The organism is Xenorhabdus aichiensis (genome assembly GCF_028598775.1).
GTDB classification, from domain to species: Bacteria; Pseudomonadota; Gammaproteobacteria; order Enterobacterales; family Enterobacteriaceae; genus Xenorhabdus; species Xenorhabdus bovienii.
On the sequence record NZ_JAQRFO010000057.1, the window covers coordinates 1 to 24,574 of the forward strand.

General features: G+C 45.2%; 28 protein-coding genes and 2 pseudogenes. 28 read left to right on the forward strand and 2 right to left on the reverse strand.

Annotated elements, in window-relative coordinates; translation table 11 throughout:
* The 13 genes and pseudogenes from PSI22_RS18430 to PSI22_RS18490 form a co-directional block, all read left to right on the forward strand.
* Nucleotides 1–570, forward strand: a pseudogene (locus tag PSI22_RS18430) (terminase); the annotation flags it as partial.
* Nucleotides 571–579: 9 nt separating this feature from the next.
* Nucleotides 580–2,004, forward strand: coding sequence for an anti-CBASS protein Acb1 family protein (locus PSI22_RS18435; RefSeq protein ID WP_273580988.1), 1,425 nt, complete (start codon nucleotides 580–582; stop codon nucleotides 2,002–2,004).
* Entirely contained in the window at nucleotides 1,961–2,932 is a 972-nt protein-coding gene (locus PSI22_RS18440) for a phage minor head protein (RefSeq protein ID WP_273580989.1), read from the forward strand. The genes PSI22_RS18435 and PSI22_RS18440 overlap by 44 nt, the downstream gene beginning before the upstream one ends.
* 20 nt (nucleotides 2,933–2,952) lie before the next feature.
* Nucleotides 2,953–4,344, forward strand: coding sequence for a DUF2213 domain-containing protein (locus tag PSI22_RS18445; RefSeq protein ID WP_273580990.1), 1,392 nt, complete (start codon nucleotides 2,953–2,955; stop codon nucleotides 4,342–4,344).
* Nucleotides 4,345–4,349: 5 nt separating this feature from the next.
* Complete coding sequence (locus tag PSI22_RS18450; protein ID WP_273580991.1) at nucleotides 4,350–4,778, forward strand: hypothetical protein; 429 nt, start codon at nucleotides 4,350–4,352, stop codon at nucleotides 4,776–4,778.
* 10 nt (nucleotides 4,779–4,788) lie between these two features.
* A complete protein-coding gene (locus tag PSI22_RS18455) occupies nucleotides 4,789–5,865 on the forward strand; it encodes a major capsid protein (RefSeq protein ID WP_273580992.1) in 1,077 nt (358 codons plus the stop codon).
* Nucleotides 5,866–5,874: 9 nt separating this feature from the next.
* Nucleotides 5,875–6,264 carry a hypothetical protein gene (locus tag PSI22_RS18460; RefSeq protein WP_273580993.1) on the forward strand — a complete coding sequence of 130 codons (390 nt, stop codon included), beginning with the start codon at nucleotides 5,875–5,877 and terminating at the stop codon, nucleotides 6,262–6,264.
* Nucleotides 6,245–6,610 carry a DUF7370 family protein gene (locus PSI22_RS18465; protein WP_273580994.1) on the forward strand — a complete coding sequence of 122 codons (366 nt, stop codon included), beginning with the start codon at nucleotides 6,245–6,247 and terminating at the stop codon, nucleotides 6,608–6,610. The genes PSI22_RS18460 and PSI22_RS18465 overlap by 20 nt, the downstream gene beginning before the upstream one ends.
* Before the next feature lie 2 nt (nucleotides 6,611–6,612).
* Nucleotides 6,613–6,960: a hypothetical protein gene (locus PSI22_RS18470; RefSeq protein WP_273580995.1), complete on the forward strand. Its 348-nt coding sequence runs from the start codon at nucleotides 6,613–6,615 to the stop codon at nucleotides 6,958–6,960.
* Between the two features lies 1 nt (nucleotide 6,961).
* Nucleotides 6,962–7,333: an HK97 gp10 family phage protein gene (locus tag PSI22_RS18475; RefSeq protein ID WP_273580996.1), complete on the forward strand. Its 372-nt coding sequence runs from the start codon at nucleotides 6,962–6,964 to the stop codon at nucleotides 7,331–7,333.
* Entirely contained in the window at nucleotides 7,330–7,704 is a 375-nt protein-coding gene (locus PSI22_RS18480; protein ID WP_273580997.1) for a phage tail termination protein, read from the forward strand. Before PSI22_RS18475 ends, PSI22_RS18480 begins: the two co-directional genes overlap by 4 nt.
* A gap of 47 nt (nucleotides 7,705–7,751) precedes the next feature.
* Nucleotides 7,752–8,504 (forward strand): Ig-like domain-containing protein, encoded by a 753-nt coding sequence (locus PSI22_RS18485; protein WP_273580998.1) that lies wholly within the window; start codon nucleotides 7,752–7,754, stop codon nucleotides 8,502–8,504.
* A gap of 49 nt (nucleotides 8,505–8,553) precedes the next feature.
* Nucleotides 8,554–9,243, forward strand: coding sequence for a DUF6246 family protein (locus PSI22_RS18490; protein ID WP_273580999.1), 690 nt, complete (start codon nucleotides 8,554–8,556; stop codon nucleotides 9,241–9,243).
* A 22-nt stretch (nucleotides 9,244–9,265) separates the two neighbouring features.
* Here PSI22_RS18490 and PSI22_RS18495 read toward each other — a convergent pair whose 3' ends face one another.
* The gene (locus PSI22_RS18495; protein ID WP_273581000.1) at nucleotides 9,266–9,409 is read right to left on the reverse strand and encodes a hypothetical protein; all 144 of its coding nucleotides are present in this window, start codon (nucleotides 9,407–9,409) and stop codon (nucleotides 9,266–9,268) included.
* Nucleotides 9,410–9,542: 133 nt separating this feature from the next.
* Between PSI22_RS18495 and PSI22_RS18500 the strand changes: the two genes are divergently transcribed.
* Nucleotides 9,543–10,076 carry a hypothetical protein gene (locus PSI22_RS18500; RefSeq protein WP_273581001.1) on the forward strand — a complete coding sequence of 178 codons (534 nt, stop codon included), beginning with the start codon at nucleotides 9,543–9,545 and terminating at the stop codon, nucleotides 10,074–10,076.
* Nucleotides 10,077–10,225: 149 nt separating this feature from the next.
* Nucleotides 10,226–10,396 (forward strand): hypothetical protein, encoded by a 171-nt coding sequence (locus PSI22_RS18505; protein ID WP_273581002.1) that lies wholly within the window; start codon nucleotides 10,226–10,228, stop codon nucleotides 10,394–10,396.
* A 289-nt stretch (nucleotides 10,397–10,685) separates the two neighbouring features.
* Here PSI22_RS18505 and PSI22_RS18510 read toward each other — a convergent pair whose 3' ends face one another.
* Entirely contained in the window at nucleotides 10,686–11,471 is a 786-nt protein-coding gene (locus PSI22_RS18510; protein WP_273581003.1) for a LexA family protein, read from the reverse strand.
* Between the two features lie 104 nt (nucleotides 11,472–11,575).
* On the opposite strand from PSI22_RS18510, the gene PSI22_RS18515 reads away from it, so the two are divergent.
* The 13 genes and pseudogenes from PSI22_RS18515 to PSI22_RS18575 all read left to right on the forward strand — a co-directional run bounded on the left by PSI22_RS18515 (nucleotide 11,576) and on the right by PSI22_RS18575 (nucleotide 24,395).
* On the forward strand, nucleotides 11,576–11,746 hold the full coding sequence (locus PSI22_RS18515) for a hypothetical protein (RefSeq protein ID WP_273581004.1): 171 nt from the start codon (nucleotides 11,576–11,578) through the stop codon (nucleotides 11,744–11,746).
* A gap of 70 nt (nucleotides 11,747–11,816) precedes the next feature.
* On the forward strand, nucleotides 11,817–12,500 hold the full coding sequence (locus PSI22_RS18520) for a Rha family transcriptional regulator (protein ID WP_273581005.1): 684 nt from the start codon (nucleotides 11,817–11,819) through the stop codon (nucleotides 12,498–12,500).
* Nucleotides 12,501–12,761: 261 nt separating this feature from the next.
* Nucleotides 12,762–13,130: pseudogene (locus tag PSI22_RS18525) on the forward strand (phage antirepressor N-terminal domain-containing protein); the annotation flags it as partial.
* Between the two features lie 375 nt (nucleotides 13,131–13,505).
* Nucleotides 13,506–14,336, forward strand: a complete 831-nt coding sequence (locus PSI22_RS18530) for a UbiA prenyltransferase family protein (RefSeq protein WP_273581006.1) — start codon at nucleotides 13,506–13,508, stop codon at nucleotides 14,334–14,336.
* 64 nt (nucleotides 14,337–14,400) lie between these two features.
* On the forward strand, nucleotides 14,401–17,670 hold the full coding sequence (locus tag PSI22_RS18535; protein ID WP_273581007.1) for a tape measure protein: 3,270 nt from the start codon (nucleotides 14,401–14,403) through the stop codon (nucleotides 17,668–17,670).
* A 31-nt stretch (nucleotides 17,671–17,701) separates the two neighbouring features.
* Entirely contained in the window at nucleotides 17,702–17,995 is a 294-nt protein-coding gene (locus PSI22_RS18540) for a hypothetical protein (RefSeq protein WP_273581008.1), read from the forward strand.
* 65 nt (nucleotides 17,996–18,060) lie between these two features.
* Nucleotides 18,061–18,396: a phage tail protein gene (locus tag PSI22_RS18545; RefSeq protein WP_038197491.1), complete on the forward strand. Its 336-nt coding sequence runs from the start codon at nucleotides 18,061–18,063 to the stop codon at nucleotides 18,394–18,396.
* Nucleotides 18,393–19,097, forward strand: a complete 705-nt coding sequence (locus PSI22_RS18550) for a phage minor tail protein L (protein WP_273581011.1) — start codon at nucleotides 18,393–18,395, stop codon at nucleotides 19,095–19,097. Before PSI22_RS18545 ends, PSI22_RS18550 begins: the two co-directional genes overlap by 4 nt.
* A gap of 3 nt (nucleotides 19,098–19,100) precedes the next feature.
* Nucleotides 19,101–19,814 (forward strand): C40 family peptidase, encoded by a 714-nt coding sequence (locus PSI22_RS18555; RefSeq protein ID WP_273581013.1) that lies wholly within the window; start codon nucleotides 19,101–19,103, stop codon nucleotides 19,812–19,814.
* Complete coding sequence (locus PSI22_RS18560; protein ID WP_273581015.1) at nucleotides 19,757–20,341, forward strand: tail assembly protein; 585 nt, start codon at nucleotides 19,757–19,759, stop codon at nucleotides 20,339–20,341. Before PSI22_RS18555 ends, PSI22_RS18560 begins: the two co-directional genes overlap by 58 nt.
* Nucleotides 20,341–23,475: a TipJ family phage tail tip protein gene (locus PSI22_RS18565; protein ID WP_273581017.1), complete on the forward strand. Its 3,135-nt coding sequence runs from the start codon at nucleotides 20,341–20,343 to the stop codon at nucleotides 23,473–23,475. The genes PSI22_RS18560 and PSI22_RS18565 overlap by 1 nt, the downstream gene beginning before the upstream one ends.
* The gene (locus tag PSI22_RS18570; protein ID WP_273581018.1) at nucleotides 23,475–23,783 is read left to right on the forward strand and encodes a hypothetical protein; all 309 of its coding nucleotides are present in this window, start codon (nucleotides 23,475–23,477) and stop codon (nucleotides 23,781–23,783) included. The genes PSI22_RS18565 and PSI22_RS18570 overlap by 1 nt, the downstream gene beginning before the upstream one ends.
* Nucleotides 23,784–24,395: a hypothetical protein gene (locus tag PSI22_RS18575; RefSeq protein WP_273581019.1), complete on the forward strand. Its 612-nt coding sequence runs from the start codon at nucleotides 23,784–23,786 to the stop codon at nucleotides 24,393–24,395.
* The last annotated feature ends 179 nt before the right edge of the window (nucleotides 24,396–24,574 follow it).

The window sequence follows — 24,574 nt, forward strand, 5'->3', positions numbered from 1 at the left end:
AAACGCATCGGCAAATTACCGGACAACTCACATCTGCCCGTTCATACCTTCTGGGATATTGGGGTGGGTGACTCTACGGCTATTTGGTTCGTGCGTGAAGTGGGCGAAGAGTTCCACTTCATCGACTATTACGAAAACTCCGGTGAGGGTTTACGGCATTACATGAAGGTGTTGAAGGATAAAGGCTATATCTACGGTGATCATTGGGGGCCACATGATATCGATAACCGTGAGTTTGGCGCTGATGCTAAGTCTCGACGAGAACTGGCGCGTGAAGGGTACGAAATCGACGGTCAGAAATACTCAATGATATTCAAGGTCGTGCCAAAGGTTGGCGTGGATACTGGCATAGAATCGGTGCGTGAAATCCTGTCCAATTGCGTATTTGATGAAGAGAAATGTAGTGAGGGAATATCTCATCTGGAAAGCTACCGCAAGGAATGGGATGACAAGCGCGGTTGCTGGAAAGATAAGCCACTTCATGACTTCACATCACATGGTGCTGATGGCTTCCGTTATTTTGCTGTTGCCAAGAACAACCGTAAGGCTGTGGGTGCATTTTTCTTTTAAGGAGAGGCTGTGAGTGAAAAACAAGAATTGCTCGTTAATAGTCTGGCCGACACTATCGCCAAAAGGATGATCTATGCGGCTGGTGGCATTAGCGGCAATACAAAACGAACCAATATTTATTCTGAGTTCGGTTATCCCGAACAGCTCAGATTCAGAGAGTACTATAACGTCTATGAGCGTAATGCTGTAGCTCATGCCGCCGTGCATCGTTTGCTGGATGGGTGTTGGCAGGACAACCCCACCATTATTGATGGCGAGGAAAAGAAAGAGTCAGCCGCAACCAGCGCATGGGAAACGAAAGTTACAAAGCTGCTAAAGCCGTTCTGGGCGAAAATCAAAGACGCTGATCGCCGCAATATGATTGGTAACTACTCAGCGTTGCTTATTCAGGTTAGGGATAGCAAAAACTGGAGTGAGCCTGTTGATGTTACTGTGGTATCACGACTAAAAGTTGATGCAGTAGTTAACCTGATCCCCGTCTGGGAGCCTCAATTGACTGTTGCCGAGTGGGATCAGGATATTCATTCAGATACCTATGGGCAGCCAAAGATGTTCAATTTTGATGAACGTCCTGTGGGTCAGGTTGAGATGCAAGGCCCGGCAAAACAACTTCTGATTCATCCATCACGGGTGATTACTTTGTGCGAAGGTGCCGAAAGTGGTGATATTTTCTCTGGCACGCCGTTGCTCAGGGCAGGATATAACAAATTGCTGGATATCGAGAAGGTATCTGGTGGTAGTTCCGAGGGTTTTTTGAAAAACGCTTCTCGTCAGATCGGGGTGGAGTTTGAAAAAGAATCTGATATGAATCATATCACCACGGCGGCAATTCAAGCTGGCTACAAAGACCTCGGTGCGGCACTGGAAGATAAAATCAGCAAGCTCAACAGAGGGACTGACTCAGCGGCAGTGATGCAAGCGGGGCGGTTGAATGTCCTGTCTGTTACTCCGGGAGACCCGACCCCTACATGGGAAGTGACAGCCCGTGAGTTTTGCGCCTCCGTGCAAGTCCCATTCACGGTTCTGTTCGGCACTCAGACCGGAAAGTTAGCCGGTGATAAAGATGATGCTACATGGAAAGTTCGGCTGAATGGGCGTCGATGGGGTTTCCTGACTCAATATGTAATCAGATTGATAAAAAGGTTTTGGGAAATCGGTATTATTGAGCCGCCTTCTTCCGGAGAGGTCACTATTGCATGGTCTGACATGCTCGCAGCCAGTGAGCAGGAGAAGATCGACAATATGATTAAGATGGCTGAGGCAGCACTTAAGACTCAGCAGGCGTTTGGGACACCCGCGTTTACCCCTAATGAAATCCGTACTGTAGGCGAGATGGAGCCATTGGAAGAAGAGCCAGAGCCACAGGGTGCGACAGGAGATCCGTTGACTGATGAAACAGACCCGAATCGGAACCCCGATAATACCCAGAAATAAGCGCGACCCCACTCAGTCACATCGTCCAGTAAATAAAATGTTTCGTGATATTGAGCGGCGATATTACGGCATCAAACGAGCATTGCGTGAACTATTTGACCAGCGACTAACTGGCAGGGTGAGAGAAAACAACGCTCAATTGTCGTATGCCCTGCACGGAGAAACACTGTATCAGGTTAACGCTGGCACATTTATCTACGACATGACAGCGCAACAATTGGCTGGCCTATTAGAGCGCGTGCAGACCATTCTGGATGATTATTTGCTGGAGGGCATAGGTCAAAATATTTGGGCGCTCCAGTACGTCTCAGAGGAGTATCAGCGTGGTACGTTGAATGCGTACACTAATCTGTCGGTTCAATCATCGGTGTATGAGATGCAGACGACGCTATCAGCATTATTGTCGTCTGCTGCTTACCAGAACCAGATAGCAGTCGCCTATGTATCAACGTACAGCGACTGGAAAGGTATCAGTGATAAAGCCCGCGCTGATCTTGCTAATGTGATTGCTGATGCTATTGGTCGTGGTGTTAACCCGCGTGAAACGGCGCGGATTATCAGTAAGCGGCTCGATGTGTCAATGGCTCAGGCCAAGAACATAGCTCAGACTGAGCAGGTTGGCGCATTGCGCGAGGCTAATTGGAATGAAACTGAATGGGCTAGTGAGCGGTTAGGCTTGAATACCCAACTGCTTTGGCTCTCTGCCCTAAAACCCACGACCCGGCAATGGCACGCTGTGAGGCATGGGAAGATCTACACCAAACAAGAAGTTGAAGAATTTTATTCTAGAAATGGGAATCGCTATCGCTGCTACTGTGCGCAACAACCGATTGTCTTGGATGATGACGGGAAATTATATAACAAAGGTCTGACTGAGCGCTTAACGGAAGAACGTAAAGCGTGGCAGAAACCGGAACAAATCGAGTAACACTTCAAAGAGGTCACGACATGAAGCTATCTAGCGTTCATGTTAAATCCCTAGCCCTAAACTCCTCCAATATCTCAACTGAATCTATCGATGGTGATGCACATATTGTCATTCGTGGCGTTGTGCCCGTTGTTGATGATGTTGTGATGAACGGCGGTCTTTATCCGGCTGGTGAGATTAACAAGAGCTACAAATCAATAGAAGGCAAGCAGATGCCTTTGGGACATCCCAGCATTGACGGTCAGTATGTCTCTGCGGATGTTCCCCGTGCGGTCAATCAGTTTCATGTTGGTGCATGGGCTGAGAATGTACGAAAAGACGGTGATCGGGTTGTCATGGATATGAAGATTAACCGTCGGTACGCGGAGTCTACGGAAAAGGGGCAGGTTTTATTACAGCGTCTGGATGACATGATCGCTAACAAGGAAGCTGAGCCTATACACATTTCCACTGGGCTATTGCTACAGCGTGAGCAGAACGGCGGGAAGTCAAAGGGGAAAAAGTACACATGGATTGCACGAAACATGCAGTTCGATCATGTGGCTATCCTCCCTCCCGATGAACCGGGAGCCGCAACGCCAGAAGAAGGGGTGGGGATTTTTGTCAACTCTGATGGTGAAAAGCTGAATGTCGAGCAGGCTAATCTTTCTGATGCGTCTGATTGCACAAACGAGGGGCTGATTGATAAAGCGAAATTCTTCTTTTCCAACGCTTCTAATTTTTCATTCGATGACATTCATTCAGCACTCAGGGCAAAACTCAGGACTATATATCCCGATGATGACTGGCCTTACCCTGAGGCCGTCTGGCCTGACAAATTTATCTACTACCTATCCGGTAAAACCTACCAGCAAAAATATCTCATGAACGATGACGGCACAGCCGAACTCGTCGGAGAGTCGATTGAGGTTGTGCGCAAGCCAACTGAATATGAAATTAAAACCAACGGAGCTAATAACCCGATGAAAGACATGATTGTTAACGCCCTGAAAGCGAAAGGTAAGCAGACAGAAGGCAAGACCGAAGCTGAGCTGCTGGATGCATACAACCAAATGAATGCTGACGAAGAAAAAGACAAAGAAACGCCGGAAGAAAAAGCAGCGCGCGAGAAAAAAGAGAAAGAGGCCGCAACAAATACTGATGCGATCACCGCTGCAATAAACGCAGCCATGAAACCACTGACTGACAAAATCACCACGCTGGAATCTCAGTTGACCGCCAACGCAGACAAGGAGAAATCCGACAAGCGCGCCGCTGTGAAAGTGAAATTTGGTCTGGATGACACGGCGGTTAATGCACTGGATGGTGCGGCACTTGATGGCTTTTATGCCCAGTGCCAGACATCAGCAGGGCTGAATTCATCATTCACAAACAACAATTCTTCTGAATCATTCACATCTATGCCGGAGTAATAGAAATGGCTAAAGACGGAAAACATGTAATTCATGCGGGTGGTGTATTTACTAACCCCATGCTGAACCGAGAGGGTGCAGCGGCGGTGGATACGAAGCCCGGCACGATTGGTTATTTTGAGAAAGGAATATTTAAGGCCTCCGTGGATGGCAAAGAATCCGCCATTTTGTATGTTGCCAATATCGACTATCTCCGCTGCCAGACAGTGGATGACTCTATCACGGCGGGTTCAGTGGTTGTCGGTATTCACCCTATGGCGGGGATATTCCTAAACGTTCGGGCAACTGAGGGAACGTATAAAAAGGGTCAGCCTGTGACGGCTGCTAACGGTCAGATTGCGGCTGCTGGTGGTGGTGTTGCTGCATTTGCCTATGTCGAAGAAGACAGTATCACAGCAAAAGCGGGTGATCTGGTTCGCGTGGTTTTTAAGTAAGGAGAACTGAATGTTTTATTTTTCAACTAAAAAGGCAACCGAAACCGGAAACCTTGAGGCTAATCAGGCTCAGTTTGGCGAGCTGACGTTAGCACGTAATTCATCTGCGCAGGCGGTAGCGGATTTTATTTCTCGCTCTCGCTTTCGTGGTGAAGATGCTCCGCGCCTCGATGCGGTTAATGCTATCGATGATATCAAGCGCCTGTATCGTGCGTATGACCAGACTGTGCTGGCAGAGTTTGAGCCTAACACTGAATTCACTCTGTTAAATGATCTGGCGGGATTATCTCGCTCAGTGCGTTTAGAGGAATCAGTGTATGAATATGCTCGTACTGGTGGCACTGGTTGGGCGCATACATCAATGTCTGGTCAGATTGGTGCGGCACTGGATGCGCGTTCGTACAGCTTCGACGGCACGATGGTTCCTATTCATGACACTGGCTTTAAGTTCAACTGGCGTGACCCTGTATTTAACAAAGGCTCTGCTCTGGCTTCATTGTCTGATGCACAGACCGATTCTGTAAAAGTTGTTCGTCGTAAGTATCTCGACTTTATCTGGAATGGTTTCCGCGACAGTGAAGGCAATTTCATTAAGTTTGATGACAAAACGTGGAAAGGCTTTCGCGCTGATGAGCGTGTCGCACAAGTAACGCTGAACGTCGATCACACTACAAGCACAGATGGCCAAGCAATGCGTAGCGAAGTAATGAAAGTGCGTGACGTGCTGAAATTACAAAACTATCAGTACGGCGCACAGACTTGGTATGTATCAGGCGAAGTCCTGTCTAACTGGGAAAAACTGTACTACGACGTTAACCAGACCCGCACTGTTCTTGAGGAAATTAAGAAAATCACGGGCATTGCTGACATCAAAGAAGACTTTGAGCTGAAAGGCAATGAAATGATGATCATTCCACTGGGCGCAGGTGTTATCGCACCGATTGTTGGACAGGCTTTCGGCACGGTTGCTGACCCACGCCAGTTCTACAACTCCGACTATGTATGGCGCACATGGGGGGCTGCTGGTCTGATGGTTAAGCAGGATATTAACGAGCACTTCTCAGTCATCCACGCCAAAGGCAAGTAAGGGGGATATATGGCACTCGTGAAAATTTTGGTAACAAATCTTTTTGCCGGTGCCAACCTTCAGAAGTTGGAGGTTGGTCATACCTATGAGATTGATGACAATATTGCTGTTAAGTGGATTGACACGGGCAAAGCAGAGGCTTCTAAAGATAAAAAGGGGGAGAAATTAGTATTTGAAGTGGCGACACCTGCAGCCATGAATTTTCCTGAGAATTCAGAACTACAAGCTGAACTGGATGACGCTAACGCTAAGATGCTAGCCATGACTGATGCTGCCAAGGCAAAAGAAACTGAACTCACAGAAGCATTGGCGGCTGAAAAAAAACGAGCTGATGATGCAGAGAAAGCTCTTGCGGAAGCGGCCAGAAAGGCGAAAAAAGATGGCGATAACGCTGAATGATATTAAGCCAATGATCGCCGAGCTGGGTTTCACATTACCGGACTCAGTGCTTGAACTGTTACTGAATCAGGTGAATGACAAATCTGAGTGCATGGTAGCTCATGGCTATGATGGAAGTTTGCAAAAGCTATTGCTTATCTATTCAACCGTCCGTTTAGCCTCCCTGTCCGGTGCAAGAAAAATTGCCTCGCAGGGTTCCCCTTCCGGTGGTTCCCGTTCATTCAACTATGATTCAGCCGGCACTGATTATCTGCTCAAACAAATCAGAGTATGGGATACATCCGGCTGCTTGTCTGGCTTGCCACTGGAAAGCCAGACGGTCGGCTTCTTTGATGTGGTGGGGTGAATATGAGCAGTGTGGCTAATTGGGCGTATACCGCGCCCTGCACCTCCTGGAAGCGGCTAGGAAATGATGAGTATGGTAAACCTCTTGGTTATGCTGAGCCACAAATCATCTTGTGTGATTATCAAGGTGGATTGTCCAGCAAAATATCTGGGGTTGGTGCTGAACTTGTTGCCAAAAACACATTCTGGACTGAGTTTGCTGATGCCTCTATAGGGGATTATATCCTGATTGGCGAGTCATCTAATCTGAATCCTATCGCGGCAGGGGCTGACGAAATCAAACACATCGTGCGCTATGCCGACACCTTCGAGCGCACGGCGGATGATTACGCATTAGTCACAGGGGTATGACATGGGCGTAAAAGTCACAGGCATTCGTGAAGCGAAAACCAAGCTCAATGTACTAATCGGAGATATTCGGGGTCGGAAAGTGGTTCGTGCTATGTACAAGGCTCTGTATATCGGAAGCGCTCAAGCCGCACTTTATACCCCAATTGATACATCTACGTTAATTAACTCTCAATTCCGTGATGTTCGCTTTCAGGGAACACGGTTAACGGGGCGGGTGGGATATTCTGCAAACTACGCCGTTTATGTTCATGACCCCAAGGTTAAGCAAAACTTCCGCAGGGCAACCGCGAAAAAAGAGTTCTTGAAGCGCGGATTTAATGAAGTGCGGGCGCAGATCGATAAGGCTGTCATGGAGGAATTGAAATCGCTATGAGTACATTTGAACAATTTCGGCATTATCTGGCAACGGCAGGGCTGGTTGATGGTTTCACTGTACAGATGGTCACTTGGATTGAACAGAAAGGCGATGGCGGGAAAGCGCAGTATATGGTTTTTCAGCCATCGGGTGGAACGGGGCGGCTGGATGATCTCAGTGCGGATGACAATGTACAGGTGGTTCTGGTCAGTGGGCAGAACGACCCACAGCCTGTTATCCAGCGAGCGCAGGAAATCCTTAATTATGTCGCCGCTCATCCTGATGATGATTGCCTGAATGCTGTTTTCAATCTCGGTGGTATGCCGACCCCCATCCCCACACAAGAGAACCGATATATCATCCGGTTACTATTCCGTTGTACATCATAGGTCGCTCAGGCGGCCTTTTTTAATTCTATAAAATCGAGGTTATTCACATGGCAAATTGCCCGGTAGAAACCAATAAACTTATTGGCCGCAATGCCATTATCCGTATTGCGCATGGTTGTCCTGATGCAGTACCTGATCAATCAGCGTTTTTTCGCATTGGCGCATTGACCACCAAGTCATTTGATCTGTCACCTAACACGCTGACCTCAGAGGCAGATGATTCTAAGGGGCTGGTGGAAAGTGTCGTCACCAGTATGAACTTAACCATCTCATTTGATGGTGAGTATCGTAAGCGGGACAAGAAAGATGATTTCGGTCCATTGCGATTGTTGCAGGAAATACCGAGAGAAGTTCAGGCAGGTCGTCAGCCTTCGTATTGGGTACAGATGGATTTTACAGGCGAGAATGCCTTCGTTCTGCAAGGTTACATGGTCTTCACGTCTTGGTCATCTAAATTCGGTGCTAACGAAGTGGCTACGTATTCCGGTGAGTTAAAAATATCCGATGCCGATACGGTTGAATGGTTGATTGAAGAAGTCGCGGTACAGTCAGTCACTGCTAATCCTTCGTCATTGACTGTAGCCGTAGGAAAAACCGGTTCTTTTGTGGTTAATTTCACTCCTGCTGATGCGACCAATAAAAACTACACCGTGACATCTGATAAAACCAGCGTTGCTACAGTAAGCAAGATTGGTAGTGTGGTGACAGTGAAAGGGGTTGCAGAAGGTTCGGCAAATGTCACTGTTACCTCTGAGGATGGTAGCAAAACGGCTAAATGTGGAATTACCGTGACTGCTTAACATTACAAAGGGTGCTTGCGAGTGCCCTTGATAATGTTCAGGAGGAATTATGACACCTATTTTTGAAATCGGTGAGATGGTTATCGCCACTGATAAAGAAGATTTTTTGTTTCGACCTTCGTTCTCTGCAATGACGCGAATTGGAACGCCTCAGCAGATTGTTGGAGCGTACACATTGCTCAATGGTGCAGAGACGCAGGAATTAATTAATCGGGCTGTGATAGCTTACGGCAGTCTTCCTGATTGGCTGATTAAGTTGATGCGTAAGCCCGTATTTGGCCGGAATATCTTATCTACCGCGATGATGGTTATGCAGGCTTGCTGTGAACATAATGCTGATGAACTGATCGGAGAATGGCGACCAGGGCGAAGAGGGGTTGTATATCGACCGGGCAAGATGTCAATTAATAACATTATCGTGCTGGCTACTGAGATGATAACGCATGGAGTCATTGGTAAGGTCAAAATCAGGAAGCTCCAGCGCAATGAAGGTACGGAAGAGTATTCAGGGCAGTTTGTCGCGATTGAGTATATTAATGCGGCTCGCGCCCACTTCGGTATGTCACGCGAGGAAGCGGAGCAGCTAACCATGACTGAGTTTCAGATGATGCTGAAAGCTAAATTTCCTGATGACAAGGGCTTTACCCGTGAAGAGTATGATGCTGTTATCGATGCTGATGATAAGCGCACCAATGAGCTGATGAGCGGCAAGCGTAGGCTGGTGAGTATGAAGAAATGATAGCAGCCAATCTACGGATAGCTTAATTTATTTTCTTTCCAAATTCATACATCTCTATGGTCGCATCAGCATACTTTTCCGCTGTTTCCTCTGAAATATTGATGTTTTTCGCAGCTTGATAAGCGGTAGACCAAAGAGTATATGAATTGTATGATTTGTCATCCAATCCTTTCTCACATGAGTAAATAAGGTTATTGAGGGTGGAAAGCGGCGCTCTCTTAATGGTAGGTTTATTAGTATATAAAACAAGCACAAAAAGATATAATATATCTTAACCAATCACAAGCGAGAAGTGATGAATGTTTAATCTTGAAAATATTGGATCTGTAGTAAGAAACAACATTCAGACTATTGTTGATGTTCTTGGCCTTAACCTTGCTGTAGGAGATATTTCAGATGATGATTATTTCATCTTGTCTCGTGGCTATGGTGAACTTTGCTGGGATGATAGTTTGTCTAGGGTGGGAAACAGAGAGGATAAGTTTGAGTTCTGTATCAAGCTAGTAGAATGTGGGCATGTGCAAGGGCCACCGTCAGGTTTGGCTTTGTGTACATATTCTATAGCTGAGCAACTCTTTGATATCCATATGATAGAGAACTTCTGTCGGGATAAACCAGATCACCCTTTAAATGGGAAAATGTTTCAACTTACCCTGATGGCAGCTTATTTGTTTTGTGAGGCTACAGAAGGGAAACTTGTTCGGGTCATAGAACCAGTTAAAGAAGTGATACCCTATTACGAGCGTTATGGATTTAGTATGCATAAATGCGGATACGTTATGGAGGTTAATGTAACTGACATCAAAACGGTGTTTAAAAACCTTGCAATTTGATAAAAAAAAGACTAGACACTAGAGTGTATAGTGATAGGATACGGCGATCAATTAAACATTAGTTAATTTTCTAATAGGAAAAACCTACTAATGTGAGTATCTCATATGGTTAATAAGCCATTGGAGAGAAGAATCTCTTAGGAGTAATTATGTCAAAGCAAAAAGCAACCATGAAAGACGTCAAATTTGATACACAGCAGGTATATACTGCTATGGGTGCAGCTGTTGACCTGTTGATTAAAGCTGCTCCAGCAATGTTTGCAACCAAACCAGAAGTGGAGCTTCAAGGAAAGAGAAAGCATCACCAAAAAGCTGCATAAATTTTGTGAGTAGCAATCAACAAGCCCGCCTATGAGCGGGTTTTTTTACTTCTTAACGCCGCCCCGAGCGGGTTTTTCACATCTAACGCCGCTTAACTCAATAGCAGAACAGAATGCGAGATAGCCCCATCACGGGGCTTTTTTGTTGGTCAGGAAGTGATTCTAACGATTCGTTATAATTGAATAAAATCAGTAGGTTGATAGATGGTTGAAATTCCAACCATCATATTAAATGCAACTAACCCGTTGATATTCTCAGAAACCCCCATTGGGGGAAGCTGAAAAGTCCTTACGGGGCTTTTTTGTCGAGTAGTTGCTCAAGCATGGATTCGATTCTCTCCATTCTCTTTTCGATAGAAGATAAATTACCATGTGATGATGGAGAATAATTTGCTTTCCTCAGTACACTGGGGTTAGGTATGGTGTACATCGCATGAATTCCTACAGCAATAAGTTCCAGCTCATGGGTAATATCTATAATTGGGTAATTATCATTCAGTGGGCGTAAGTACCAGTATCCTTGATCTTTAATTAGCTGCCTAAATATAGAAGTTTTATTAGCAAGATCGGCTATAAGAACTAATTCGCCATTTTTCGCAGGATAAGCTGGGTCAAAGATGACAATCATCCCATGATAAAAGCTTACACCACTAGTGGATTCCATAGAATCCCCTTGTACTTCTACACCAAAGGCTCTATTACTGAATCCTGAAGGAACTTCGACGTACTTACCACTGCTTATGTAAAATTCGTTATCTTTCTTTGTTAAAAGAAGTAATCCTTGTTCAAATGCTTGCTCATAGGAATATACAGGCACCCTAAGCACAGTAACCGTTTGTGTAACATTATTTAATTCTGGCCCATCCCCCACTCCTTGAGAAAGCCATTCGACAGTAGTACCTAGTACAGCAGCTAAATTAATTAATACTTTTTCTCTCGGCTTAGAATCTCCTGCTTCATAAGCAGCTATTTGCCGTCTTACAACCCCAACTTTGTCAGCAAGCTCACCTTGAGTGATATCAATAGCTTTTCTTGCTAGGGAGATTCTTGTTTTGAAATTATCATCAATTTTCATATGTGAAGTCCATAAAATTCATATTGACACACGATGGAGTCCTGAGCTATAACTAATAGTACATTATGAGAATGTGTAGTTACAAATATTCATAGGAGATAAACATGCGAAAAGATACAAGGCCTTCATCATATTCATTCAGAATGAAACCAGAGATGCGCCAGTGGCTTGACGCTAAGGCGCAAGAAAGACGTAGGTCTACGCAGGTTCAGTTGGAATATATCTTAGATGTTGTGAGGGAAATGGAGAGGAAAGGTGAATTACAGCTTCCATAAAGTCGAAACCTCGAAGGCAGCCACCAACGAGGTTCCAGTAACGTTAAATATGTACGAGGAAAATAACGCTATGAAAATTCTAGCACCTGCAACACAAGCTGTCACTATGTCAAGCGTTGAGATTGCCGAACTGGTAAATAAACGCCATGACAACGTTAAGCGAACCATTGAAATACTGACTAAAAAAGGTGTAATTACTTCTCCTCAAATTGAGGAAAAGCCCACTACTGGTCGCCCCGTAACATATTATCTGTTTAAAGGTGAGCTAGGTAAGCGTGACAGTATCATTGTAGTAGCTCAACTATCCCCTGAATTTACAGCAAGACTGGTAGATCGCTGGAAAGAGCTGGAAGAAGGAAAAACCTTACCTCAACTATCGGAAATGGAAATGATTGCCGCCATTGCCAGTAATGCGGCTCGTAACGACAAACGAATTTCTGTCGTCGAACAGAAAATGGATCAAATGGAGCAAGGTACTATTCCTGTTGGTTATCAAGGTTACAGCTACCTACAGGCAACCTACGGTCTTAGTAATGCTAAGAGCAAGCAATTAGTTATGGCTTGGTCGGTTCCCCATAAGAAAGTCCCTCACGTTGCGCCGGGCGGACAGGTTACGCAAATGTCAGTGGTATACGAAGAGTCATTCGAAAAAGCCTTGCATCAGATGATGAAAGAAGCAGAGCAACGTGGTTCACAATGGTCTCACCCCAAAATGGGCAGGTTCTCCATTACGGGATGGAAGGTGGCAGCATAACCACGGCGTTGAAGTAGCTTAAGGATTTGAAGGCCAAGGATGGCTAAGGGATAGTTAAATTATCACATTACGTTATTAATGCAATCGATTAGCTCGCTATAAATTTGATTTACGAAGCACTTCCCAAATTCACAAAGGTTATCTTTACAAAAAGTGACAATCACGCGATAAATAGTGTCGCTGTAAAACGGAAAAGCCCCCAACTATTACCAGTAGTCAGGGGCTTCAATAAATCGTCTACCCTAGCCATAGGAAGTAAACATGTTAAGTATACCAGTTAATGAACCAAGTAAAACTATTAACGTTCCATTTCATGGCACCGATCTATATGTCGTTAATTATAACGGCGAGCCATATGTACCGATGAAGCCTATTGTTGAAGGTATGGGGCTAGCTTGGCAATCACAGTTAGAGAAGTTAAAAACTCGCTTCTCAAAAGGTATCACGGAAATCGTTATACCTTCAAAAGGCGGTTCGCAATCAATGGTTTGCCTCGCCCTCCGCAAACTTGCTGGCTGGTTAGCAACTATCAGCCCCAATAAAGTTAAAGCGTCGATCAGGGATAAAGTCATCCGGTATCAAGATGAGTGTGACGATGTTCTTTATGAATACTGGACTACGGGCGAGGTTAAGGCGAAAGCTCCAGTAAAGCAGCCACCAAATTTCCAATTTATAGTCAAATTGGAAGTTTACGATAAGCATCTCAATAAAACTGAGGTCTTTACGGGGGGAGTAGAGACACCAAAAGGGATTATTGAAGGAGTAGCTCGACTATATGGATATCACATTGATGGCATGATCTCGCTACCTATGAATGTATTCTAATCCCAAGCCACGGATGGCTTTGAATCAAATAACCATCACATAAATGCCACTTAAATGTGGCGTTTTGCGTTCTTTTGCGCTAATTGGTTGGTATTATGAGCAAAATTTGATGATGGGGATTGTGATGAGGAAGTTATTAATAGTTGTAGAAAAATGCTTGGCTAGTGATAGGAGCTCATGATGAAAAGCAACGATAGTAATGATTTCATAGTGGAAGTATTCAAATTTTGCTTAGAGAGAGGTGAATTCAAACTATCCGATGTTAGTGAGAAATTTAACCTAGGCACTGATTCATCTATAGATCTTATTGGAAAACTTATCTATGAAGGTGCGGTGGATGAAACTAATGAATTAGCCGTTTACTGCGTAACAGAAGGTATCACTCTGGAAGAGTATATAAAATTCAGAAGCGGTAACGATTTTAAGATAAAAGAGACAAAAGCCAACACTCGAAATAAAGTAAAGATAGCCAAGGAAAACGTGCCAACTTCTCAGAGAGTATTAGCATTGGTGACTATTGCTATTGTTCTTGTTTCGCTCTACTTCCTTACGAGAACAATTATTTGGCTAGTAGTCATGGCTGTATTGACGTTTCTTATTGGTTACTTTTACTTTATTGCAGGGGAGAAAAAATTTCCACATGCAATCATACTGAGTCTTTATATCGTAGCAATGCCAGTCATTAATATGATTACTCCGGTATTTGGTGAAAAATACGTACAGAGATTGGAAGTAGAAAAGGCGAATAGAATACTCAAAGATATGGAATACGAAAGCATTAGAAAAATATCTATGGCTGAAAGTTCGGTGAAGCAAATATTAAAAGATCCCTCTTCGGCTGAATTTTCTAATAGTAGATTAGGTCGCAACGGAGCGGTATGCGGGCATGTTAATTCTAAAAACAGTTTTGGCGCTTACGCAGGCAAGCAACGATACGTTTATAATGGATTGAGTATGATAGATAATGGAGAGCCTGATTTTGAGTTAGTATGGGAAGAGTTTTGCCAGTAACCTCAATTAAATAATTATCAACCCTGCCATCTGGCGGGGTTTTCTTTTTTAAGGAGCCAACAAAATGGCAGATCATCAGGTAGGTAATATTGTTTACCAAGTATCAATGGATGTAGCGCAATTACTGACCGCACAAAGACAATTAGATTCGCGTATGGGACAGGTGGAGCAACGTTTTAATCAAACGGGACGTTCAGTGCAGGGAGCAGAGAAAGCATTACTAAGCCTATCAAGAGCTGCCACTGCGGTAACAGCGGCGTTATCCATCGAGAAAATAGCCAGCTATGCGGATGCATGGGTTGTAGTGAATAACAAACTGGTTAATGCCGTCAAAGCAAATGAAACGTTGGCGGAAGTGACCGAACGTGTATTCAATATCGCCCAGAACTCCCGTGCAAGTTTGGATTCTACGGCTGCGCTATATGGCCGCCTTGAAAGAGCTACCCGTAGTTATGGTATGTCGGCTAATGATGTGGCAAAGCTAACTGAAACTGTGGCAAAAGGGCTGGTTGTTTCAGGTGCAACCGCTACGGAAGCATCGAGTACCATGATTCAGTTTTCACAGGCTATGGCTTCCGGTGTTCTTCGTGGAGAAGAATTTAACTCCATGTCTGAGAACGGGAGCCGTTTAATTGCAGCGCTGAGTGACCACCTTGGTATTAATATCGGCAAGCTAAGAAAAATGGCGGCAGAGGGTAAATTAACTTCTGAGGTTGTTGGCAAAGCTCTTCTGGCTCAGGCCGGAACTATCGCTAAGGAATTTGATAAAACATCAGCGACAATGAGCCAGTCAATGGAAATGGCGGCGAACAATATGACCAAATTCTTTGGGCAATCCACCACGGCTCAGACAGTACTTAAAGCGTTTAATAGTACTCTGGTGACAGTCAGCGAAAATATGGATCTTGTTGCTGGAGCTGCAACTGCATTAGCCGTTGTTATGGGTTCACGGATGGTTGGTGCGATGACATTAGCAGCGAGTCAAAAAATAACAAATGTCAGGGCATCTATAGCGCTCGCACAAGCCAATAAAGTGGAAGCAGAAAGAGCATTCTATGCCGCCAATATGACATTGCGTAAAGCAGAAATGGATAAAATTGCTGCGATTGAGGCGTTGCGCCACGCTGAGGCTGAATATGCAGTAGCAAAAGGAACTGATGCAGCCACAGCAGCACTTGCCAGACTAACCGCTGCTCGTGCCACAGCAACGACAGCAACAGCCACATATGGAGCCGCACAAAATGCAGTTACTGCCACCCAAGCGGGGCTTACTGCTGCCACAAACGCTGCCAGCGTTGCAATGAATAGACTCAAAGCAGCTATGTCATTTTTAGGTGGGCCACTTGGCGTAGTTATGCTGGCAGCAGCAGCGCTTTATTATTTCCATCAGCAAGCGGAAGACGCGAAGAATGAGGCCAAAGATTTATCTAATACGATTGATAAGTTGACTGGCAGCCTAAAGGAAATGAATAAGGCTCAGCTTGAGGCAAATAAAGTCAAATTAGAAAGGAAGTTGGTTGAACAGCGTGAGCAGATAAAAAAGCAAAAAATAAAGGTAAGCGGTATTCAATACGATGTTGACCACAATGGTGGTCTTAGGTACTCAACAGTATCCAAGAAGAAAATGGATGAACTCAAGGGCGACTTGACCATAGCTAAGGGCGTACTTGCGGATATGGAAATTGTAAAAAATAATTACGAAAAGGCCATTAATCTAACCAGTAAAGCCATTGCTGAAAATACAAAGCTGACCAATGATAACACGGATGCCAATAAGAACAGAAATGAGGAAGTTGATCAGGCATCTAACAAAGCTGCGGATTTTATCACCAAGCTCAAAAATGAAAATGAGTTACTCAAGATTCAAAAGGGATTAAAGCGAGACTTAAAAGCCGCAGAGTTCAAAGCTGATGAGCTGGGGGCAAGCCCTAAGCAAAAAGGAATTATAGCGGAGGCAACCAAAGAAAATAACCAACTCAAGGAAGCTGAGAAAAAACGGGAGGATGCCGCGAGAGAAGCGGAAAGTTCAGCTAAAAAGGCGGCGGATGATGCTAAAAGACGTGCCGACGATATTACTGAGGCGCTTTCTAGACAACGGGAAGGGATAGATAGACTCAAAACTGGTTATGAAGAAGCCAGCCTCGAAATGGCTATGTACGATGCAGCCAAAGCCATGCCGGAAGGTTCTAGCGAGGAGCAGCTTGAGAAAGCTAGAAGAAATGCCGCAGAAAGATACGATCTTGAAAAGGATGTAGAAGCTCGGAAATGGGCGCTTGAACAGGACTCTTTAGCGAAATCCAAAAAGGCAATGGATGAAGAGCTTGAGCATTTGAGACGCACCAATATTGGAAAGGAAGAGCTTCACAAACGCGAGCAAGAGATAAGAGAGCGTTATAAGAATAAGCAAACGGAAGATGAAATTAACAAAAAAGTTGATTCATCAGTGGGCTTTAATGATGGGTTGCTAGGCAAAGCAGATCCTATCCAACAACTCCAGAATGAATACGCTCAAAAAATGGCATTGCTGGATGCTTATAATACACATGATATCGGCGAGCATGAACGAATCCTGCAACTCAAATCTGATTTAACCCGTAAATTCAATGATGATATGACTACCGCCCAATGGGATCAATGGAAAGGCCAGAATGAGATGTATCAATTTCTGGGTGATGCCATGGAATCATTGGGGCAACGCTCTGCCAATTCCATAACAGGGCTGCTAACCGGCACTCAAAGCGCCAACGATGCCATGCGAAACCTTGCATTAACTATCACAAATGAGGCTGTTTCGGCGCTGGTTCAAATGGGGATGCAGCAAATCAAGAACATGGTGATCGGTAAGGCTGTTAACACTGCGGCAAAGGTTGATGCCGCTGTTACAGGTGCTAGCATTACCGCGTCAATGGCTCCTGCTGCTGCGGCTACCAGTGTAGCAACAATGGGAACTGCGGCGACTTTCGGTCTAACTGCAATGGCGGTGGCAATACCTGCGATGATCGCACTAATGGGCGCTCGCAAAAATGGTGGGCCAGTCAGTCCGAACGGTGCTTATCGAATTGGTGAAGACAATAAGCCTGAAATATTCAAAGCCAATAATGGTCATCAATACATGATACCGGGTGACAGGGGTCAGGTGATTAGTAATAGGGATATGGGGAAGGGGGGTATGACGGTGGTTTTACAGCAATCGAATCAGATCACAATCAAGACACAAGGTGGTGTCACTGAGCAAGACGCAAGAATGCTTTCAAACATCATTGATGCTAAAATGAACGAGTTCGTCGTGAATCAAATGAGAGATGATGGTCTCTTTGAGAAGATCGGATATTAAAAACTGGTTTTTTAAAACAAGGAAATTAAGTATGAAAATTAATAATGTTTATACAGGTGATATAGTGCTTAATGAAGACTTAGAATTATATGGGATTGTTACAGGAAATGTTGTCGTTAACGATGGATGTATTGCAAAGATTTACGGCACTGTATCAGGTCATGTTTCAATCAATCCAGGCGGTATTGCTGATATAAACGGCACAGTAGCATCGGGTGTAATAAATAATGGAGGTAAAGTTAGAATTTATGGAACCATTAATAATGGTGTCAAAGAAATATCTGGTGAAACTTATATTGATCCTAGGGCATCAATAAACAATTAACATTCGTCCTGATATTTATTATTTGCCTTAACAGCTCCTTATGGGGCTTTTTTATTGGGTAAAACATGACAAAAACAGAATTTAAATGGCGGCCTCAAGATAACTATGAGGTTTCCCATGAGCCGCGCGTCAGAGTCGTGAAATTCGGTGATGGCTATGAACAGAGAGTCAAAGACGGCATTAATAACCAATTGAAACGTTATCAACTCAGTTTTGTTGAGAAGGTGGATACAGGGCGAGCCATTGACGAATTTCTGCGAGCCAGAGGTGCAGTCGAATCATTCACATGGCGAACCAGTGACGATAACCAACTGCGTACTTTTGTTTGTCGTTCTTGGACGGTAAACAGGCAGCGGGTGATCTGGTCTATCAGTTGCACCTTTGAGGAGGTAGTAGCGTGAGAGACATTCCAAAAGAGATGCGGATTGAAGTTACTGAACTGAGTCAGAACGCCATTCTTAATCTCTATGAAATTGATTTAACGGCCTTCGGTGGAGATATTTATCGCTTTCATGATGGCCTGAATGGGAAGCTGGAGCCTGTCGTCTGGCAGGGAATGCGCTATGAGGCTTACCCTGTTGAAGTGACCGGATTTGAGATGAGCAGTAAAGGGCCAAGCGCCAGACCTAAAATGGTTTTTGCCAACGTTAACGGGTTTATTACTGCAATAAACCAAGACTTCAATGATGCTTTGGGAGCGGTTGTGACACGTCATCAGGTGCCGGAAATTTATCTTGATGCGGTCAATTTCCACAATGGCAACTCACAGGCAGACCCAACCAGAGAAGCCGTGAGCAAGTACCTGATAGAGCAGAAACAAGATTCGAACTCTGATTTTGTAACTTATGTGCTCGCATTACCCAATGAAACCGATGGAGCTTTGATTCCGGCGAGAGTGATTCAAGCAGATATTTGTTGTTGGCAATACCGTTCTGCTGACTGTGGTTATGATGGCCCACCTGTGGCCGATGAGAAAGACCAGCCAACTACAAATCCACTCAAAGATCGATGCTCAAAGAAACCCAGCGGTTGCGGCTGGAGATACCCACGTCCTCAACCCATGCCCTTTGGCGGCTTTTTGGGTGCTAACAAGCTAGGATAATCCATGATTGAAATAGAAATCATCGCCCACGCGAAAGCGGAAGGGGTGAGGGAATCGTGCGGCCTGATTTCGGGTGGCCGCTATTTCCCGTGTCGCAATATTTCCCCCGATCCCGAGCACTACTTTGAAATCAATCCTGACGATTGGATAACGGCGGAGTGCTTTGCGGATATTGAAGCCGTTGTCCATAGCCATCCAAACGGAAAGCCCCGACTGAGTACAGGAGACAGGGAGCAGCAAATTAAAACTGGGTTGCCGTGGTGGTTGGCTTGCGGTGATCGGATTCATAAATTCCGCCCCGTTCCACGTTTATTAGGTCGAGAGTTTATACATGGTACACACGATTGTTATTCCCTCATCCGTGATGCTTATCATCTCGCTGGTATCGAGTTAGACGATTTCAGCCGTGACGATGAATGGTGGAATACAGGTCAAAATCTTTATCTCGATAATATTGCCAGTCAGGGATTGGAGCAGGTTGATGAGATACAGGAAGGCGACATCATTCTTATTTGCCTAGGCAGCCAGACACCCTGTCACGGGGCTATCTACATCGGCAATCAACAAATCCTACACCATCGGCCAGATCGCATCAGCAAACGCGATATCTATGACGGTTATTGGCTCAAGTACACACATTCAATATGGAGACATAAACAATGGTCAAGCTACAGCTTGGAGGCCATCTTAGAAGATTTGGCCGTCGCTACGAATTAGAGGCTCGTGATGCAGCAGAAGCCGTCAGGTGCTTGTGCTATCAACTAAAAGGCTTCCAGCAAGCGCTTTCTGATGGCCTTATCCGTGTTCGCATTGCTGGACGCGATATGACAGAAAAAAGTATTCCCGCTGGTATGAATCACCTTCTTAATGATGGAGATACGGTCACTATAATTCCGGTTGTGGGCGGTGCTGGTGGAAACGGGATCGGCATGGCTATTCTGGGTGTTGTGGCTGTTGCTGCCGCATTCTATACGGGTGGAGCATCTATGGCGTTATGGGGGGGGATGTCTGGTGCAGTGGCGACCGGATTAGCGATTGCGGGTGTTGCCCTGATCAGTGCTGGGCTGGCCTCCATGTTAACCAAAATGCCTAAAGGCCCTGAAATGGGTTCCAGTAAAACGGACGGAAACCAGTATTTCAGCTCACTGGAAAATCGCATCGGGCAGGGTTATCCAGTTCCTATCGCATACGGTGAGATGGTTGTGGGTTCTAATGTTATTTCTCAAGGTCTGGAGACGGAATAATGGGTAAGGGCGGAGGCGGTGGTAGCACACCAACATTAGTCGATGACAATCTAAAGAACAAACAGTTTTTAAGAGTCGTCGATCTGATTAGTGAGGGACAAATAGAAGGGCCTGTGGGCGGGCTGCATGGGTTCAGGGTTAATGGGACTCCTGTCGTTGATAAAAATGGCAATCCCAATATTAATGGTGTCACTGTACAGTGGCGTGCGGGTACTCAATCCCAAGAGCCATTAAGCGATTATCCATTTGTTGAAAGTGAAATTCCTGTCAGTGTTGAAGTAAAAAATGCCACTCCAATTCTCAGGATGGTTTCAAATAAAGATGTAGATAGAGTCAGGTTCACTTTGGGCGTTAGTCAATTAGTTCAGACAGATAGCCAAGGCAACCAAAGTAATAGCACGGTACAAATGGCTATCGCGGTGAATGATGGAGGAGGATGGGTACATGCAAAGACGGTTCAGATAGGACCCGGTAAAATTAGCGGACAGTATTTAGAATCTCACACCATCGATGCACCCAAGAAAAAACCGTTCCAAATCCGCGTCTCCCGCTTAACCGATGACAGTAAAACAGACCAGCTCCACAATGGCACTGTGTGGGCCAGCTATACCGAAATTACTGACACCCTGATGAGTTACCCCAATAGCGCCGTGGTCGGTATGCGTATTGATCGGTCATTGTTTGCAGATACACCCAAACGAACCTACCACATCAAAGGGATGATTGTTCAGGTTCCTGATAATTATGATCCTGAGAGCCGCCATTATTCCGGCGTTTGGACGGGGCGCTTTAAACCCGCATACACGAATAACCCCGCGTGGATTTTCTATGACTTAGTGACTAATACACGCTATGGCATCGGTAAATTGATGGGGTCATTTGGTTGTGACAAATTCGCGCTGTATGCCATTGCTCAATATTGTGATCAGCCCGTCCCTGATGGATTTGGCGGAACTGAACCGCGATTCACCTGCAATGCGTACATAGCCACTCAACGTAAGGCGCGGGATGTTCTGGATGATTTGGCCTCTGTCTTTCGGGGGATGCAGGTATGGAATGGATTACAACTTACAACTTTTCAGGACAGACCATCTGATCCGGTATGGACGTTCACTAATGCTAACGTAATTGAGGGTAAATTTAACGTTAGTTCTTCCGCAAAGAAGGCCCGACATACTGCAATTGAAATCACTTGGGTTAACCCCGAGAACGGCTGGAAAGATGAGCGGGAATTAATTCAAGATGATGAGTTGGTTGCTCGCCTAGGTATCAATGTTAAAAAGGTTGTCGCATTTGGTTGCACCAGTCGCGGGCAGGCTCACCGAGTTGGTCGGTGGATAATTGAGACTGAAAAGCTGGAAACCGATTCAATAACATTCAGTACCGGTCGAGAGGGCATTAACTGCATACCGGGTGACATTGTCGAGATAGCCGATAACAGTTTCGCTGCTGCGCGTGTTGGTGGACGGATCCTTTCATTCTCAGGCAAAGAGGTTCGCCTTGATGCGCCTGTTGAGTTTGCCCAGGGGGAATCGGGCTACTTCTCTTACATGGGGAGTGAGGGCAAATTTGTTAGGGTCGATATTGATACTGTTAATAGTGATGTTGTCACCTTGAAAGAAGTACCTGCGGGATTGCGGCAATGGGGCATTTTCTCCATATCCAAGAAATCGTTAGTGACTCGTCTATTCAGGGTTATGAGCATTGCAGAAGACAACAAGACGGGCAATTACAATTTCACCTGCATTCAACACGAGCCACAGAAAGAAGCGATTGTTGATAATGGCGTTGATTTTCAGGGGAGTCCAGCCACACAGAATGTTATTCGTATTCCCAATATTGAGCGCTTAAGCATCGCTTATATTCAAGACAGTTCTCAGGTACAGGCTCGCGCTATGTGGGCGACAACGACAATCAACCGAAATATCACCTTTGATGTGGCCGTATATCGTGACAATAAAGTGGTATCTCGCGGCAATACCAAGGAACTGGAGTATTACTTTAATGGTCTGGATGCTGGTATCTATATGGTTGGCGTTCGCGCTCGTGATGATAACGGAATGCTGGGGGATGAGTCTAAGGTTCAGATGGTAATTGGCGCTCCCGCCGCACCTTCTGTTGTCAATATTGAACCCGGATTCTTCGAGTTAAAAGCGATACCTCATATTAGCGCTCCGAAAACTTTAGATACTCAATTTGAATTTTGGTTTTCCGAGAGCCGTATTTCCAATATTAATGAAATTGAAGCAAAAGCCGATTTTCTAGGCATTGCAAAATTTTGGATAAAGGGTCAATTGAAGGCGGGAACGCCATATTGGTTTTATGTTCGCAGTATCAATGAATTTGGTAAGTCTCATTTTGTCGAAGCGGAAGGCAAGCCAAATGATAATGCCAAGGATATTTTAGAGGTTGTTGGTGAACAATTTCTTTCCAACAAAGCCGGGCAGCGTTTGCAGTCTCAAATGGACTTTAACTCCGAAGCCATCATGGAGAACGCCGCCCTTACTGGTGCTGTTGTTCAGCGACAGTTTAAAGTGAATGGTGATCTTAAGGCCGAGATATTGCACGTTCAGACCACGCAGGTTAGCGACCGGGAAGCCTTTGCGGAGGACATGAAAAAGGTACAGGCCGATGTGGGAGAGAATGCGGCAGCGGTGCAGACGAAGGCGACGGCGGTCTTTGATATTAAGGGAGATGGGGCTGCTCTCTATGACGTGGGTGTCGGATTGAAGTACAAAGACCAGTTCCATAAAGCCGGGATGGTGATGGGGTCTGAGGTGAAGAATGGACAGGTGACAACTTCCATCGGCTTTAATGCCGAGAACTTCGGCTGGTTTAATCCGGCCAGTGGCAAGATGGAACCGTTCATGATGGCGAAAAATGGACAGTTGTTTGTGAGGGAGGGTTTTTTTGATAAATCCACCATCCAAAAACTGTTAATTGGTGCCGAAATCAAATCAGTTAATTATATTCCGGGTAAATCGGGCTTTTATTGGAATATGCAGACGGGACAAATGGAAAATATAGGCTCAGACAGTCAGGGAAAAATGAAGCAGACCAATACGACGATTAGTATTGCAGACGAGAAAGGAAGGCTGAGAGGGCAATTCGGAAAAATCACGGGGGTATTTTAATGTGGGGATTTCAGACATGGGATGAGAAGGGGAAACCGAATAATTCAGGGGTAATTCCCTTTTTAATTGCCGGAGTCATCACCGTACCAAAGGGGCAAACCTCATTCAGTTATAGCTATGTTTTGCCTGATGGATACAAGCTGGATTACACCATTATGGATAATGGCGGCGATATTATGGCGAATCTGGATGACAGGCAAAAGTATGAAATCCGGGTTCATGGAAATACCATCAGTGCCCACCCGTCAAGTCTGGGTATTCCCTCGGCTTCGGAAAAAAAAGTCTTGGTATTCTACAGGAGGGGATAAATGTTTGGAGCATTATTAACCGCGCCGGACGGGACGCCGTGGCTGCTGCCGCAAAGCACGCCGATGTGCCTGAAAGAGATAGTGACCGATTACAGGCAGATAACTACAGTCCCGGACTCGGTTAATCGCATGATATTTACCCAGAGAAATCTTGATAACGATGAGTATAAATATTATGTCTTTACTGACGAACCGCAAACACCGCCGATAGGGAAATGGGCGGTTTGCTTTTGGGATGAAAAGGGGAAATGTATTGTCCATAGTTTGAGTAAAACGCTCTCCGTCATGGGCTCAATGGAGGATATTTCAGGCACGAGCTGGTACTGGCAAACGCGGGATTATAAGGAAACAGTAAAAGGCAGTGCGGCGGTATTATCAACGGTGGCGGGTTATGGATTTTTATTAGTGCATTCCCATGGCTCAGATGGTTCCAGCATGCCATTACCCATTCATGTCCGTTGGGAGCCGTATGCCCATAAAAAAGGCAATACCACAACGATAGGTTATGCCTCGGGCGATGAATTTTTATTAAATAAATCCACGATAAACTCAGAACGATTCACCGGAATTCACAGCCGGATAGTTTATATAGACACATCGCTCTACGATTAAACGTCAATTTCTAACCTCTCAGGATAAATAAACATGATCTACTCAGACGGCACAACGAATATCGTGTCAGGCTCGGCTATTGTCCGGGGAACGGGCACTAAATGGAAAAGTAATATTAACGGCATTGCCGCCGGCCAGATTATCTCCATTCAATCCGGTAATACGGTGATTCAGAATGT